At 47.1% G+C, this 15,708-nt stretch carries 13 protein-coding genes and 1 pseudogene; 6 read left to right on the top strand and 8 right to left on the bottom strand.

The features are described 5' to 3' along the window. Positions 1-171 precede the first annotated feature (171 nt). Both prlC and RH45_RS20035 read left to right on the top strand, forming a co-directional pair. Positions 172-2,215 (top strand): annotated as a pseudogene (prlC, locus tag RH45_RS20040) (oligopeptidase A). A 98-nt stretch (positions 2,216-2,313) separates the two neighbouring features. Next, the gene (locus RH45_RS20035) at positions 2,314-2,532 is read left to right on the top strand and encodes a hypothetical protein (protein WP_008080853.1); all 219 of its coding nucleotides are present in this window, start codon (positions 2,314-2,316) and stop codon (positions 2,530-2,532) included. Here RH45_RS20035 and RH45_RS20030 read toward each other — a convergent pair. From RH45_RS20030 to RH45_RS20015, 4 genes are all read right to left on the bottom strand, one after another. Beyond that, positions 2,529-2,984: a DoxX family protein gene (locus RH45_RS20030; protein WP_008080851.1), complete on the bottom strand. Its 456-nt coding sequence runs from the start codon at positions 2,982-2,984 to the stop codon at positions 2,529-2,531. The genes RH45_RS20035 and RH45_RS20030 overlap by 4 nt on opposite strands. 10 nt (positions 2,985-2,994) lie before the next feature. Then, on the bottom strand, positions 2,995-3,756 hold the full coding sequence (locus RH45_RS20025) for an HvfC/BufC N-terminal domain-containing protein (protein WP_008080849.1): 762 nt from the start codon (positions 3,754-3,756) through the stop codon (positions 2,995-2,997). Continuing rightward, positions 3,753-4,616 carry an MNIO family bufferin maturase gene (gene bufB, locus RH45_RS20020; RefSeq protein ID WP_008080848.1) on the bottom strand — a complete coding sequence of 288 codons (864 nt, stop codon included), beginning with the start codon at positions 4,614-4,616 and terminating at the stop codon, positions 3,753-3,755. The genes RH45_RS20025 and bufB overlap by 4 nt, the downstream gene beginning before the upstream one ends. A 79-nt stretch (positions 4,617-4,695) precedes the next feature. Beyond that, on the bottom strand, positions 4,696-4,956 hold the full coding sequence (locus RH45_RS20015) for a BufA1 family periplasmic bufferin-type metallophore (RefSeq protein WP_008080846.1): 261 nt from the start codon (positions 4,954-4,956) through the stop codon (positions 4,696-4,698). A 273-nt stretch (positions 4,957-5,229) separates the two neighbouring features. On the opposite strand from RH45_RS20015, the gene uvrD reads away from it, so the two are divergent. Beyond that, positions 5,230-7,401, top strand: coding sequence for a DNA helicase II (gene uvrD / locus RH45_RS20010; protein ID WP_008080844.1), 2,172 nt, complete (start codon positions 5,230-5,232; stop codon positions 7,399-7,401). 756 nt (positions 7,402-8,157) lie between these two features. Here the strand turns inward: uvrD and ggt are convergent. From ggt to rarD, 4 genes are all read right to left on the bottom strand, one after another. Further along, positions 8,158-9,906 (bottom strand): gamma-glutamyltransferase, encoded by a 1,749-nt coding sequence (ggt, locus tag RH45_RS20005; RefSeq protein WP_008080839.1) that lies wholly within the window; start codon positions 9,904-9,906, stop codon positions 8,158-8,160. Between the two features lie 105 nt (positions 9,907-10,011). Then, complete coding sequence (locus RH45_RS20000; protein WP_008080837.1) at positions 10,012-10,674, bottom strand: LysE family translocator; 663 nt, start codon at positions 10,672-10,674, stop codon at positions 10,012-10,014. A 64-nt stretch (positions 10,675-10,738) separates the two neighbouring features. Further along, a complete protein-coding gene (locus RH45_RS19995) occupies positions 10,739-11,542 on the bottom strand; it encodes an AraC family transcriptional regulator (RefSeq protein WP_008080836.1) in 804 nt (267 codons plus the stop codon). Between the two features lie 71 nt (positions 11,543-11,613). Beyond that, the gene (rarD, locus tag RH45_RS19990) at positions 11,614-12,528 is read right to left on the bottom strand and encodes an EamA family transporter RarD (RefSeq protein WP_008080834.1); all 915 of its coding nucleotides are present in this window, start codon (positions 12,526-12,528) and stop codon (positions 11,614-11,616) included. A 151-nt stretch (positions 12,529-12,679) separates the two neighbouring features. Between rarD and recQ the strand changes: the two genes are divergently transcribed. The 3 genes from recQ (at position 12,680) to RH45_RS19975 (ending at position 15,694) form a co-directional block, all read left to right on the top strand. Continuing rightward, the gene (gene recQ / locus RH45_RS19985; RefSeq protein WP_008080833.1) at positions 12,680-14,515 is read left to right on the top strand and encodes an ATP-dependent DNA helicase RecQ; all 1,836 of its coding nucleotides are present in this window, start codon (positions 12,680-12,682) and stop codon (positions 14,513-14,515) included. Beyond that, positions 14,508-14,822, top strand: coding sequence for a DUF3630 family protein (locus tag RH45_RS19980; protein WP_008080832.1), 315 nt, complete (start codon positions 14,508-14,510; stop codon positions 14,820-14,822). The genes recQ and RH45_RS19980 overlap by 8 nt, the downstream gene beginning before the upstream one ends. Positions 14,823-15,022: 200 nt before the next feature. After that, positions 15,023-15,694 carry a 7-cyano-7-deazaguanine/7-aminomethyl-7-deazaguanine transporter gene (locus tag RH45_RS19975; protein ID WP_008080830.1) on the top strand — a complete coding sequence of 224 codons (672 nt, stop codon included), beginning with the start codon at positions 15,023-15,025 and terminating at the stop codon, positions 15,692-15,694. Positions 15,695-15,708 lie beyond the last annotated feature (14 nt).

The raw sequence follows: 15,708 nt of genomic DNA, 5'->3' as shown, positions 1-15,708 counted from the left end.
TTTCTCTCAGAATAGGTGCAAAGAGCATGATGAATGATGGTAGTTAGTATACGTTACTATTGAAAATTGCTGAACCTACCTATATTTACTATCTGAGAATTACAAATTAAGACGTCACAGAATTAAAAAAGGTGCCGCGAGACGCCATCTTTGAATCAAAAGGAATGCTTTATGTCTAACCCTCTACTGACTTTTACGGATCTTCCACCGTTTTCACAGATTAAACCAGAGCACGTTAAGCCTGCTGTTGAGCAAGTTATCGCAGAATGCCGCGCTAAGATTGATCAAGTGCTGCAAGATAATACGACCCCAAGCTGGGATAATGTGGTGGCACCGATTGAGGAAGTGGACGATCGTTTAAGCCGTATTTGGTCACCAGTGAGCCATATGAACTCGGTGGTGAACAGTGACGAGTTACGTGAAGCATATGAAAGTTGCCTACCATTGTTGTCTGAGTATGGGACTTGGGTTGGTCAGCACAAAGGGTTATTTGAAGCTTACAAAGCGATCAAAGCCGATGCGTCTTATCAAGCGTTAACGCAAGCGCAAAAGAAAACCATCACAGATTCACTGCGTGACTTTGAGCTGTCTGGTATTGGTTTACCTGCGGATGAGCAGCATCGCTACGGTGAAATCAGCAAACGCATGTCAGAGCTGAGTTCTAAATTCTCCAACAATGTTCTTGATGCCACTATGGGCTGGGCCAAGCACGTAGCAGACGAGAAAGAGTTGGCAGGTATGCCGGAATCGGCGCTTGCTGCAGCGAAAGCAGCCGCAGAAGCAAAAGAGCTAGATGGCTACTTGCTGACACTGGATATCCCGTCTTATCTGCCAGTGATGACCTATTGTGATAACCAAGAGCTGCGCAAAGAGCTGTACGAAGCGTACGTGACTCGCGCCTCTGATCGCGGTCCGAAAGCGGGCGAGTGGGACAATAGCGAAATCATCAATGAGCAGCTTAAGTTGCGTCACGAAGTCGCGCGCATGCTAGGCTTTAACACCTACAGTGAAAAGTCGTTAGCCACCAAGATGGCCGAGTCTTCCGCACAAGTGTTGGGCTTTTTGAATGACTTAGCGACGAAAGCGAAACCTCAAGGTGAGCGAGAAGTTGAAGAGCTTCGTCAGTTTGCTAATAGCGAGTTCGGTGTTGAAGAGTTGTTCTTGTGGGATATCGCTTACTACAGCGAGAAACAAAAACAGCATCTATTCCAAATTTCTGATGAAGAGCTGCGCCCTTACTTCCCAGAGCAAAAAGCGGTCAGCGGCCTATTTGAAGTGCTTAAGCGTGTCTTTGGTATGACGGTACAAGAGCGTGAGGGCGTGGATACTTGGCATGAGTCTGTGCGCTTTTTCGATATCTTTGATGGTGACAACACTTTGCGTGGTAGCTTCTATCTTGATTTGTACGCACGTGAACACAAACGTGGCGGTGCTTGGATGGATGATTGTCGTGGTCGTCGTGTCACACTATCGGGTGAGTTGCAAACTCCGGTGGCGTACTTGACGTGTAACTTCAACCGCCCTGTGGGTGATAAGCCAGCGCTATTTACTCATGATGAAGTGGTCACTTTGTTCCACGAGTTTGGCCACGGTATTCACCATATGCTGACTCAAGTTGAAACAGGCGCGGTCTCTGGCATTAACGGCGTGCCATGGGATGCGGTCGAGTTACCAAGCCAATTCTTGGAAAACTGGTGTTGGGAAGAAGAAGCGCTGGCATTTATCTCTGGTCACTTTGAAACCGGCGAGCCACTGCCAAAAGAGATGCTTGATAAGATGCTTGCGGCGAAGAACTTCCAATCGGCGATGTTCATTCTACGCCAGCTAGAGTTTGGTTTATTCGATTTCACCCTTCACACTGAGTTTGACCCAGAAGTTGGCCCGCGTGTGTTGGAAACCTTAGCTGAAGTCAAAGGTAAAGTTGCGGTACTACCAAGTTTGGAGTGGAACCGTTTCTCGCACAGCTTCAGTCATATTTTTGCTGGTGGCTACAGCGCCGGTTACTACAGCTACCTATGGGCAGAAGTTTTATCCTCAGACGCCTTCTCACGCTTTGAAGAAGACGGCATCTTTAATACCGAGACTGGTAAAAGCTTCCTGAACCATATTCTTGAGATGGGGGGGGAGCGAAGAGCCGATGGAACTTTTCAAGCGTTTCCGAGGGCGCGAGCCACAGATTGATGCTCTACTGCGTCACTCGGGTATCAGCGCTTAAACACGATACTCGTCCAACAACTAATACAGCCCCTGACTCTGATGAGTCAGGGGCTTTTTTTCTGTTATGATAAAACGCTTAGTAGGCAAGGAGGTAATATGCAGACACTGACTAAATCGATGGTACTAACCGGAATGATGTTGTTTACGATTTCGGGTTGTGCTGAGCTAAAACAAGCAGGAAGTGATATTGGTCACGCAACAAAAGACGCCACTACAGCGATTGGTCATGCTGCTCGAGACACTACCAAAGCGATTGGTCATGCCTCGCGCGATGCGGTCAACTCAGTTAAAGATGACCTAAGTTCGGAAGATTAACCCGCGACTTTATTTCGCAGTACTTTATCCACAGAAAATGGTCCTGGTCCCCAGACGACAACGATCAGGATCATTAATCCCCACAATTGGTGGTCAAAGAAGCCTTGTTCCCACAACACAGGGTAAGACACCACCGCAATAATATTGAATACAAACAATATTGCAGCCATCGGTCGTGTCAGTAATCCTAAGGCGACAAAGAGCGGTAGGATCAGCTCTGCAGCCGTGCCCATGTAGGCGGCGAGTTGCCAAGGCAACAGGGGTACTTGATATTCATACTCAAATAAAAATAGCGTACTGTCCCATGTGGAGATCTTGGTTAATCCCGAATTAAAAAAGACCCAAGCCACCCAAAGGCGACAGAACAACAATAATAAAGGAACGAATATGGCTTGCGCTTTTTCGACCAAATTGTCATAGCTATTGAGTATATTTTTGACTGATTCCGACATAGCTTTCCCCTTAATGCGCGAGCGTAAATCCAGCAACTAAGTTGCTTTCAACAAGTTGGTTTAGATGTTGGAGGTACTCGGCAGGGATCTCGCCTAATGTACTTCCAGAATGAAGGTGCTGTAATAATTCAAACGGCCCAGAATCTATGCTCTGAGTCCAAGTTGTGCCTTGAGCAGTGCAACAAATCACACCATACTCGGCTTGTGATAAGTCGAGTTGATCAAATTGGTTGGTTTCAATTGCCTTTTGCAGCGCAAACACCGCGTAATTCGAGTGGAATGGAATAACTCCGGGGAGCAGATGCAGATGGATAGCGCTTTGTTGCTCTGGGTCGACTTGAGCAATCTTCGCCAGTGGCAGCAAACTGGTTTGCACTGATACGCATCCTTGCTGCTGCTGTGCCATATCGATATGCCATTCAAAGCGTGCCACTTCTGCAGCATAAGGTGCGGCTTCCACGACCGCTGGAAACTGTTCAATCGTGTCTGAAAAGTATTCGCCGTAATAGGTCACATCACCCGCTTTAAGAGGACGCTTCAGCACATGCTGTCTTGCTAGCTGAGAAAAGCATTCCTCGCCAACCAAGGCGTACACCATAGGGTAGGTTGCCTCTAATACTTCACTTAAACTCATGATGAAGTTATTGCGGTAGATCTGCATTCGTTCATCTGCACTAAACACATCACTGAGAATATGGCACTCTTCCCCTGATGCTTGATAATGTAAGGCTTTGGCAAATTGGCTTTGCAGATCGGACAGAGAAACAGTCATGACGCCACCTTTTGCTCAATGTCTTTCGAATGATTGATAAGGCGTTGGTGAGCTTTACTTGCCTCCGCGAGCAACACTTCGGGGGCGGGAATGTCCAAATCCCATTCGATTAAAGTGTGGCGAGTGCCATGTTTTGCCAACCACTGTTCATATAAGGCCCACACCTCATCACTGACGGGTTGACTGTGGGTATCAATCCAGATTTCACCTTTGTCTAACTGCTTTACAGTAAAACCTGCCAAGTGAATCTCATCGACAAATTGAGCAGGGATCGCATCTAAGTACGTTTGTGTGTCGAAGCCATGATTGAACGCAGAGACGTGAACGTTGTTGAGATCGAGCAATAAGCGACAATCTGTTCGGCGCTGAACTTCTGCTAGAAATTCCCATTCGGTAATGGTCGAGTGGTCAAACTTTACATAGCTGGATGGATTCTCGATCAGCATAGGGCGTTGCAGGTAATCTTGTACTTCGCTTACATTGCGACAAAATACCGCCAACGCTTCTTCGGTATACGGAAGAGGCAGCAAGTCATTAAAGTAGTGCCCGCCATTTTCACTCCAACTCAAATGATCGGAGACCAAGAAAGGGTTAATTTCATCAATCAGGTTTTTGAGTTGTTTTAAATGTGTTTGATTAACACGTTCAACACTGCCAAGAGATAAACCAATACCGTGACAGCTGATTTGATAGTCTTGCGCAATGCAACGCAATTGCTGGCGAGCAGCAGAGTGGGGCTGAAAATAGTTTTCGCTGTGGATTTCTAACCAAGAGAGCGCAGGCTGATGTTGGGTAAAAAAATCCAAATGAGGCGTTCGCAACCCTACACCGATGTGTTGATGATAATTATCGTTTTTCACGGGCGAGTCCTTTGCGAGTGAATGGAGATGAACGGCCTGTTGAGCCTGGGCCGTTCATCTTATGGACAGCAGAGAAGAATTATGAAGACTGAGTGCTACCGCCAGACAACTTGCCACAAAGTCCTTTAGGAACCACAACAAATGCATCTGATTGGTTGTCTTCTTTTGCTGTACCAGCACAAGAACTTGTTTTAGTTGCACAGTCATTTTTGCCTGCTTTTGCTACGCCGTAGCATTTTTCTTTTTCAGCTGCGACAGCCGGTGCAGCAGTTAGCATGGTGCCACCTAGAGCGATTAGACCAGTAACAGCAGCAGTAACAGCAAGATTTGATTTTTTCATCTTAATTTCCTCAGACTTTATTTCCTTTACTTATGTGGGCAAGTGAATCATTAGCTATTTCATCAACTTGCTTAAATAAAAGGATAGAAAAGCGGCCAAAAAAACTTTCAGATAATTTATATAAAAATAAGGTTTTATTTGTTTTGGTTATTTAAAGTGCTGATTTTAATGGAGTAATTGAACGGAAAAATTTCTAGTTTTTGTTCTGAAATGGATAGGGTGTTTAGGTTATAATCATTTTTCATGTATAGATAACCAGTAGCTGAGCCTAGAATGGATCCTTCATTACTTCTTGATGGTCTAAATGACAAGCAGCGTGAAGCCGTTGCCGCCCCTCTTGAAAACTTACTTGTTCTTGCCGGAGCAGGGAGTGGTAAAACTCGCGTATTGGTCCATCGCATCGCTTGGCTGATGTCTGTGGAGCAAGCTTCACCTTTCTCGATCATGTCGGTGACCTTTACCAATAAAGCCGCGGCTGAAATGCGAGGCCGCATTGAAGAGCTGATGATGGGCAGTGCATCAGGCATGTGGAATGGTACCTTCCATGGCATTTGTCACCGTATTCTTCGTGCTCACTATCTAGATGCTAAGCTACCGGAAGACTTCCAGATCATTGACACCGACGACCAGGTTCGTTTGTTGCGTCGATTGATTAAAGCGCAAAACCTCGATGAAAAGCAGTGGCCGGCGAAGCAAGTTGCTTGGTGGATCAATGGCAAAAAAGATGAAGGCCTGCGTCCGAATCATATTGATGCTTTCCATGACCCGATCACCAAAACCTACTTGCAGCTTTATACCGCCTACCAAGAAGCATGTGATAGAGCGGGCTTGGTTGATTTTGCTGAAATCTTGCTTCGTGCCCATGAGCTATTGCGCGATAAAAAGCATATTCGCGAGCATTATCAAGCTCGATTTAAGCACATTTTGGTCGATGAGTTCCAAGATACCAATAACATCCAATACGCTTGGCTGCGCATGATGGCGGGGCCTGACGCCCACGTGATGATCGTTGGTGACGATGACCAATCGATTTATGGTTGGCGCGGAGCGAAGATTGAAAACATCGAGAAGTTTACCCTCGAATTTCCAAGCGTTAATACCATTCGTCTTGAACAGAACTATCGTTCGACCAAGACCATTCTTGAAGCGTCGAACGCTCTGATTGCGAATAATACCGAGCGAATGGGCAAAGAGTTGTGGACTGAGGGCGCAGAAGGTGAGCCTATCTCTGTCTACTCCGCTTATAACGAGTTAGATGAAGCGCGCTTTGCCGTTAATAAGATCAAAGAGTGGCAAGATAAAGGCGGAGCCTTGAACGATGCTGCAATGCTGTATCGAAATAATGCCCAGTCACGTGTATTAGAAGAAGCCTTGATACAAGCCAGTCTTCCGTATCGAATTTATGGCGGTATGCGATTCTTCGAGCGCCAAGAAATCAAAGATGCGCTGAGTTATTTACGCTTAATGGCCAATCGTAATGATGATGCCGCGTTTGAGCGTGTCGTGAACACTCCGACTCGAGGCTTAGGCGATAAGACTTTAGAAACCATTCGATTTGCTGCGCGTGATCAGGGCAGTACCATGTGGGAAGCCAGTATTCGTCTGCTAGACGATAAAGTACTCGCAGGTCGAGCAGCAGGTGCGTTAAGTCGATTTGTTGAACTGATCAACGCTCTTGAAGACGACACTTGCGAAATGGCGTTGCATGAGCAAACCGACCATGTGATCAAATATTCGGGTCTGTTTGCTATGTATGAGCAAGAAAAAGGCGAAAAATCCAAAGCAAGAATCGAAAACTTGGAAGAATTGGTCACAGCAACGCGCCAATTCGAAAAGCCAGAAGAAGCCGAAGAAATGACCTTGCTTACGGCGTTTTTGACTCACGCTGCTCTGGAAGCAGGTGAAGGTCAGGCTGATGAATTTGAAGATGCCGTGCAACTGATGACGCTGCACAGTGCGAAAGGTCTGGAGTTCCCGCTTGTCTTTATGGTCGGGGTAGAAGAGGGCATGTTCCCTAGCCAGATGTCTGCGGAAGAAGCTGGACGTTTAGAAGAAGAACGACGCCTTTGTTATGTCGGTATGACCCGAGCAATGGAAAAGCTCTACATTACCTACGCAGAAATGCGTCGCTTGTATGGCCAAGATAAATACCACAAGCCATCGCGATTTATTCGCGAACTGCCTGAAACCTGCTTGGATGAAGTACGGATGAAGGCGCAAGTCAGCCGCCCAGCCAGCTCAGGACGATTTAGCCAAACGGTGGTTAAAGAAAACTTTAACGAAACCGGCTTTAGCCTAGGCTCGCGAGTGATGCACCCTAAGTTTGGTGAAGGGACCATTATTAACTTTGAAGGCAGCGGCCCACAAAGCCGTGTGCAAGTGGCCTTTAATGGCGAAGGGATTAAGTGGCTAGTGACGGCTTATGCCAAACTAGAAACGTTATAACCGCTAAGTTTAATTTTTCAACAGTATTCGACTTGTAGACAAAGCGACAATTGAACGAAGCCCCTGAGCATAAGGAACCTACGTGATGGGGCGAGTGAAAGCAGACAACGCAGTCTAAAGTTCAAATATGAAGAGAACAGATAAAGAAAAACCCCGAGGGCGCAAGCCCGTCGGGGTTATAGTCTTACTCGCAGCAATCCGGCTACTAAAAGTGCTCCATGCATCGAATCCTTGATAGTATGCTGACGTCCTTCAGCTTAGTCCTTTTCTCGCCATCCTAGCGGTGTCCTTGACCCTATCCTGGTCCACTAACAATCCTCGTTAGCTCACATCACTTGTTCCCTGAGCGGTGTCCCTTCATCATCCTGATGATCAGTCCTTGCCTCGTCCAGAGGTGTCCATTTCCCATCCTTAGTAGCAACCATCCTAGTTACTATTGCGTCCGTTCAATGTCCAATTTGCTTTCCTTGCCGATTACTCATCCTAAGCAACCGTATCTTCTTCCTGAAGATTACCTAATCCGTGGTAATTTCCTGTTCCGTGTCAGCATCCTTCCGACAAGGTTCATATTACTTGAGTAGGGCTTTTCAGCAACACCGCGAAAACGATTTCTTATTCAATAAATTGGACTAAAAATGTACAAGTTATTTTAGATCAATCACTTACTGATAGTTAATGATAGTACTCTTAGCGAAAAAGCTATTTTGGCTCACTTGCTTGTGAGAGATCTCGCACAAGCAAGTGGGACGATCGATGTTATTGGCCTATCGCACGCCCTTCACGACGAGGATCTGCAGCACCTTCTAGTCCATCTTTAGTGAATAAAATTGCATGCAATCCAGAATTCAAGTCACGCACGTTCACTTTGAAACCCATTTTTTCAAGTTCAGGAGCGAAAGATTCCGCTTGTGTTCCTGCTTCTACATCCAGAGTGCCAAAACGATTCAATAGGTGAGGCTGATTAATGGCTTGTTGAATATCCATGTCCCACTGAAGGTGCGCGATAATGGCTTGAGAAACATACCCTATGATGCGGCTGCCACCTGGAGACCCTATTGCAAGGTAAGGTTGGTTATTGTGCATAACTATTGTCGGAGCCATCGAGGATCTTGGGCGCTTGCCTGGCTCTAAGCGATTGGCAATGGGTCGGCCTTGATGATGAGTTTTGAAGGAGAAATCGGTCAATTCATTGTTCAGGAGGAAGCCGCGCACCATTAAACGAGAGCCAAATGCGTTTTCTATGGTTGTGGTCATCGAGACTACGTTACCTTGCTTATCAACAATGTTGAAATGGCTGGTCGAGGGTAGCTCGATGGATTGGTCTTCACTTTGATGCTGCGCGTAGTTCCAAGGTGGTGTGCCCGCGCTGACCGTCTTTAGTGCCTTACCGGGCTGTATTAGAGCGGCACGCTGCTTGAGATATTCTCGATCGATAAGTCCTTGAGTTGGCATTGGCACATAATCTTCATCGGCCATATACATGCCGCGATCGGCAAAGGCGAGGCGAGAAGCATCGGCGATCACTTGCCAAGAACGAGGGTCATTAGCCCCCCATTGCTGCAGGTCGAATGATTCAGTCATTGCCAGAATCTGACCGACGGTTAATGCCCCAGAGCTAGGAGGCCCCATGCCACAGATCTGATAGCTCTGATAAGCGGAACATACGGCAGGGCGTTGTTTAATTTGGTATTGGTCGAAATCTTGCTGTGCGAGAACGCCTGGATTACCTGGCGCGGATTGCACGGTTCGGATAATGTCAGCGGCGACATCGCCTTGATAAAATGCATCGGCTCCTTGTTTGGAGATAAGCGTGAGTGTCTGCGCGTATTGAGGGTTTTTGAGGAGTGTACCGGCTACCTTAGGTGTACCATCTGAATTGAAGAAGTACTGTTTGGTGGCTGTAAAGCGGCTTAATCGCTCTGCATCTTTCTCGATCATCGTCGCTAGGCGCGGGCTAATTTCAAAGCCTTGTTCTGCCACTTTTACCACGGGTTCGATCAGTTTAGACCAGGCTAACTTGCCGTACTTCTGATGGGTTTCCCACAGCAGCTTGACGGTGCCTGGGGTTCCGACAGAGCGGCCTCCGACGACAGCGTCATAAAACTTAAGAGGTTCACCTTGTTCATTTTGGAATAGGCGGGGAGTGGCATTCAGTGGGGCGGTTTCACGGCCATCAAAACTGGTTAACTGCTGCTTTTTTGCATCCCAGTAAACCAAAAATGCGCCGCCGCCAATACCTGAAGATTGCGGCTCAACTAAGCCAAGCATGAGTTGGGTGGTGACCATGGCATCGATAGCGCTTCCACCCTGCGCCAAGATATCTGCACCTGCTTGGGTCGCGAGAGGGTTGGCTGCGGTGATCATCCAATCTTTGGCTTTAACCAACTGTTTCTCTTCAATGCCACTGCTGTGTTCTGGAGCAACAGAATCAGCGGCTTGGTTGGCAAAAACGATATTTGACGTCAGTAAGACAGAAGCGCTAAGTAGTGCGGTTTTCAACGGCATCTTGCTATTCCTTTGTTGTTATTAGTGCAACAAGGTTGGCAGCGTGATGAAATGCCGTCTACTTATTTGTTATCAAAATGTAACTCTGACGCAAAATTTAAACACTCAGGCAATCAAAGAAGAGATCGACTGCCACAAAATCCCCACGCCAATCAGAGAAAACATTAGACCACATAGCACGTCAATGTAGAGGCTCACAGCGCGTAATTTTTGCTGCATACGCTGAGTGGAAAGCGCCCAGGCAAGGAAGGAAAACCAAATTAAAGATAAGCTCCAAAGTATCAGCAGAGCCGCCCCTTTGCCAGACAGTGACATGCTGGCTGGCACAAGAGAAGACATTAAACTGACAAAGAAAACCAGCGCCTTAGGGTTCAATATGTTGGTTGCGAATCCACGCGAGAAAGCTTGGCGCTTGTTGGCTAATAAGACACTTTTGTCGTGTTTGGCCACCGCATCGGTCGATGCATGACGTAGTGAGCCCCAGCAAGCTTGCAGTGCCCCAATACCTAAATAGAGTAAATAACTTCCACCCATGACCTGAAGTACAGAGAACAGGATCGGTTGTTGGTGAACAAGATAGCTGACCCCAGTTAAGCTCAAAATAGCATGCAGCAAAATTCCGCAGGACAAACCTAGGGCGATATACAAGCCAGTTTGACGGCCATAGCGAGTGGCGTTCTGTACCACTAGGGCAAAGTCCGGCCCCGGGCTCATTAAAGCGATAAAGTGCACAGTGGCTAAAGTTGCGAGTACGGTGAACTCGTTCATGGTTGTATCTCTTAATTGATGATGTGGCTTAGTGTGCCAAAGCCCGTGCGCGATGGATTGTAAATTATTGGCACTTGCTGATGTGTGAAGGCGAGACCCCATAGGTGGCTTTGAAAGCTTTGCTGAAATGGGCTTGATCGTAAAATCCAACCTGCTGAGCGACCTCTGTACCTGGCAAGCCTGACTTAAGTAATTTCATGCCATGTTCTAGCCTTAACCGGCTGAGCCAAGCATAAGGCGTGAGCCCCACTTTGGCCTTGAAGTGTCGTTGAAACTGGGTTGGGCTCAACTGACAGAGTTGCGACAGTTGCTCAAGCTTGACGGGCTGATCGAGGTGCTCAACTAAGTACTCTTTCAATGTAGCGATAGATTGATTGCCCAGAGGAATCGCTGTTCTCTGCTCCAGAGCTCCGTAACGTTGGAACAGGTAGCCGAAGCCTTCATAAGGTAAGCAGTCTTTTGCGAGCTGGCTTAATGAGGAATCCGTAAGCGATTGATGAAGCTGAGTTAAAGGAGCAAATACTCGTGGGTCTTCGATGATTAACTGGTCAAAGCTGATGATGTCTGAAGATCGTTTTAGATCGGCAAGATCACTTAGCCAGTAAGGATCAATGGAAAACACTTTGACTTGATAGCCAGAGTCGAGCAAGGACTGACCATCGTGCAGTTCATCAGGTGGCATGACGACCATTTGTCCACGCCCAGCACGGTAGGACTGGCCCTGATAGTGGAACTTTTGCTCGCCATCGGTGATAAGGCCAATATGAAAATCGAGATGGTAATGACGCTGAAAAGCAAACTTTTGATAGTTTGCATCAATCAGGTTTATCTCTTTATTTGGCGTAGTTTGGTATTGAACCTTATCCATAAAACAAAAAAGCTTGGTGAATCTTTCACCAAGCTTAGCGTGTGGGGTTTAACTTGTCTTGTAAAAAACGATCACTTAGCGCTGACGGCTTTCCGGCTTTGTCGGTTGGTTTTGAGACCGTCAAAACTGAAGACCAGAAGGGCGCCCCAAATAAAAGCGAACGTTATCGCTTTGTCTGAGGTGAACGCTTCGCCATAAACCAAGACCGCCAATAAGAACATTAAACTTGGGCCGATGTACTGAAAGAAACCCAGTGTTGAGAGCTTCAAGCGAGTGGCTGCCCCCGTGAAACAGAGCAAGGGCAAAGTCGTCACAATACCCGCTGCAATCAACAGCAGATTGAGCGTCATCGGGTTCACCATCAAGTTCGACGTCGAACTATCGGCTATCCACAACAGGTAGACGGCGGCCGCAGGCAGCATAATCAGGGTTTCAATAAACAAACCTGTTTGCGCTTCCAAACTGACTTTTTTGCGTAGCAGGCCATAGAAGCCAAAGCTTAACGCCAGAGCGATGGCGACGACAGGTACGGAGCCAAACGCGATCAACTGAACCAGCACACCACACGCTGCAAGCGCCACTGCAAACCATTGTAATTTGCGCAACCTTTCGCCCAAAAACAGCATACCGAGGACGACATTTATCAATGGGTTGATGTAGTAACCCAAACTGGCATCGAGCATATGGTTGGCGTTGACTGCCCAGATGAAAATCAACCAGTTCGCCCCGACCAATATCGAAGTCGACAGGAGAAAGCCCATTTTCTTTTTCGATTTGATGACATCACGCACACCGCGCCAGCGTCGACCTAAGTGGAGCAAGAAGGCTAGCAAGACAAAAGACCAAACAACTCGGTGGCTAAGGATTTCGAGTGGCGAAACTTCACTAATGGTTTTGAAGTAAATAGGCGCAATGCCCCACATGGTATACGCACCGATCGCGAGCAGTATGCCTTGCCGCGCGCGTTGTTGTTCTTCTGGTGTCATCTGACAACTCTCACACTTGGTTTACAAATTGAAACATCCAGTATACGAATGAGTCGTTTAATCACCTAGTAATTTGCAGTTTTATTCACCATGATTCCCAATTACAATGTGCGCTTCGCGTTTTCGCATCGACTATCCTATTGAGATTTTAATGACTGCCACCTTGCTCGCTGAATCAACCGAACCTACCCATACTCCGCAAAGCGTTTTGCAGGAGGTGTTTGGTTACCAAGAGTTTCGAGATGGTCAGCAAGAGGTGATCGAGTCTGCTGTGCGTGGGCAGGACAGTTTGGTCATCATGCCTACTGGTGGAGGTAAATCGCTCTGCTACCAGATCCCAGCTTTAGTAAGAAACGGCCTGACCTTAGTTATCTCACCACTGATTTCTTTGATGAAAGATCAAGTAGACCAACTAAAAGCCAACGGCGTGGCGGCGGAGTGCGTTAACTCAACCATGCCAAGAGACGAGCTTATTTCGGTTTACAATCGCATGAACTCGGGTGCAATTAAGCTGATTTACGTTTCTCCTGAACGAGTCTTGATGCGCGATTTTATCGAGCGCCTAGAGCAGTTACCCCTATCAATGATTGCCGTGGATGAAGCGCACTGTATTTCTCAATGGGGGCATGATTTTAGGCCAGAATATGCTTCGTTGGGTCAGCTTAAGCAGTACTTTCCTCATGTGCCTGTGATGGCGCTGACGGCAACCGCTGATGATGCGACTCGTAAAGACATTATGCAGCGCCTGCAGCTGCAAGATCCGCACAGCTATTTAGGCAGTTTTGACCGACCGAATATTCGCTATACCTTAATCGAAAAACACAAACCGATTTCACAAGTGGTTCGTTTTCTTGAGGGACAGCGAGGCCAGTGCGGCATCATTTACTGTGGTAGTCGTAAGAAAGTAGAAATGGTGACGGAGAAACTGTGCAATAACGGTTTACGAGCCGCCAGTTACCACGCGGGGTTAGACGCAGACGAACGTGCCTACGTGCAGGAAGCGTTTCAACGAGATGATATTCAGATAGTGGTGGCGACCGTTGCCTTTGGCATGGGCATCAATAAACCGAACGTCCGCTTTGTGGTTCACTTTGATATTCCGCGTAACATCGAATCTTACTACCAAGAGACAGGCCGTGCTGGGCGAGATGGTTTACCCGCGGAAGCGATGATGCTTTACGACCCCGCTGATATCAGTTGGTTGCGCCGTATGTTGGATGAAAAAGACGAAGGGCCGCAAAAACAAGTCGAAGCACATAAACTTAATGCAATGAGTGCTTTTGCCGAAGCGCAAACTTGCCGTCGACAGGTTTTGCTCAATTACTTTGGCGAGTATCGCGAACAGCCGTGTGGCAACTGCGATATTTGCCTTGACCCACCCAAGCACTTTGACGCCACAGAACAAGCGCAAAAAGCACTCTCATGTGTGTATCGTGTTAACCAAAGCTTTGGTATGGGCTATGTGGTGGAAGTCCTTCGAGGTATGCAGAATATTCGGGTGCGTGAAAACGGCCACGATAAATTGTCGACCTACGGCATCGGGCGTGAAAATAGCCACGATTACTGGGTAAGTGTTTTTCGTCAGTTGATTCACAAAGGTCTGTTGTTCCAAAACATCACCCGCAACTCGACCTTGCAACTGACAGAAGAAGCGAGGCCCTTACTGCGTGGGGAAATGACCTTAGAGCTTGCGGTTCCACGTCTTGATACCGCAGCGCGAGCGGCTAAATCCGATAAACTGTCGAGTAAGAATTACGATAAGAAGCTGTTCGCTAAATTGCGTAAGTTACGTAAAGCAATTGCCGATGAAGATGGTTTGCCACCTTATGTCGTATTCAGTGATGCTACTTTGATTGACATGGCAGAGATACTCCCGACCTCTTACGGTGAAATGTTGGCAGTTAACGGCGTCGGTCAGCGTAAGCTTGAGAAATACGCCGATCCTTTCTTAGATTTGATTCAGGAGCATTTAACCCATCATGGTTGATACACAAACGGAATTTGGTTTAGCGGAATACCATGCCGACGAAGGTCGGATTATCATTCGCGCGCCGCGATTTGATTTCGATAGCTTCCCTCAGCTAGCGGATAAACTGGTCAAATTGCTCTCGGCCTCTGTGATCGAAAAGCAGTGGGATGCCGACATTCACTCGTGGTTGATTGATTTTGAAGGTTGCCAACTATTTTTGAAATCGGAGCATTACAGTGAAAGTGTCTGGCTAGAAGCCTTGTCGATTGATGACTCTCAACAAGAGCTCGACTTTTTAGCGTCACTGTTTAATAAAGGTTTTTGAGACCATTTTTATACGCCAACGATTGCGTAGAAACTGTCACTTGCGGCGTCAACTGGTTAATGTATAATCGCCCGCCGCGATATCGGACATCAGATATCGCTACGAATTGTATTTAACATTGTTGGTATGACGATTTCCTTTGGTTTGGAAAGCGTCGATTTGGGTTCCCTCACCCCCAAACCAAACTAAAAAGGTATCGCATGAGTAACTTTACCCCTGCGCAGCAGCGCAAAGCCCTTTTTCTTTTAGTCCTTTTCCATCTGATCATCATTGCGTCGAGCAACTACTTGGTTCAGCTGCCATTTACTGTTTTTGGCTTCCACACTACGTGGGGTGCATTTACGTTTCCCTTCATCTTTCTGGCGACTGATCTGACCGTTCGTATTTTTGGTGCGCAATTAGCTCGCCGAATTATTTTCTTAGTTATGCTCCCCGCACTTGCGGTCTCTTACGGGCTGTCGGTTCTGTTCTACGAAGGGGCATTCCAAGGCTTTGGTCAGCTAGGAGAGTTCAACTTATTTGTTGCCCGTATCGCGATTGCAAGTTTCATGGCGTATTTGCTCGGACAGATTCTCGATGTGCATGTGTTTAATCGCCTGCGCCAGATGAAGCAATGGTGGGTGGCCCCAACGTGCTCGACGCTATTTGGTAATGCATTAGACACCATCGCGTTTTTTGCGATTGCCTTCTACCAAAGCCCAGACCCATTTATGGCGGAACATTGGACTGAGATTGCACTGGTGGATTACGGCTTTAAGCTGGTGATCAGTTTAGGTTTGTTTGTTCCTATGTATGGAGTACTGCTCAACTTCTTGGTACGTAAACTGACGGCAGTAAACCCTGAGTTTAAAGTGGTTGGTGCGAAGTCATAACCAGACCGATATAA

The organism is Vibrio sinaloensis DSM 21326 (assembly GCF_000189275.1).
GTDB classification, from domain to species: domain Bacteria; phylum Pseudomonadota; class Gammaproteobacteria; order Enterobacterales; family Vibrionaceae; genus Vibrio; species Vibrio sinaloensis.
Note: the sequence above shows the minus strand (reverse complement) of the source record. Positions and strands in the feature narration are given on the sequence as shown.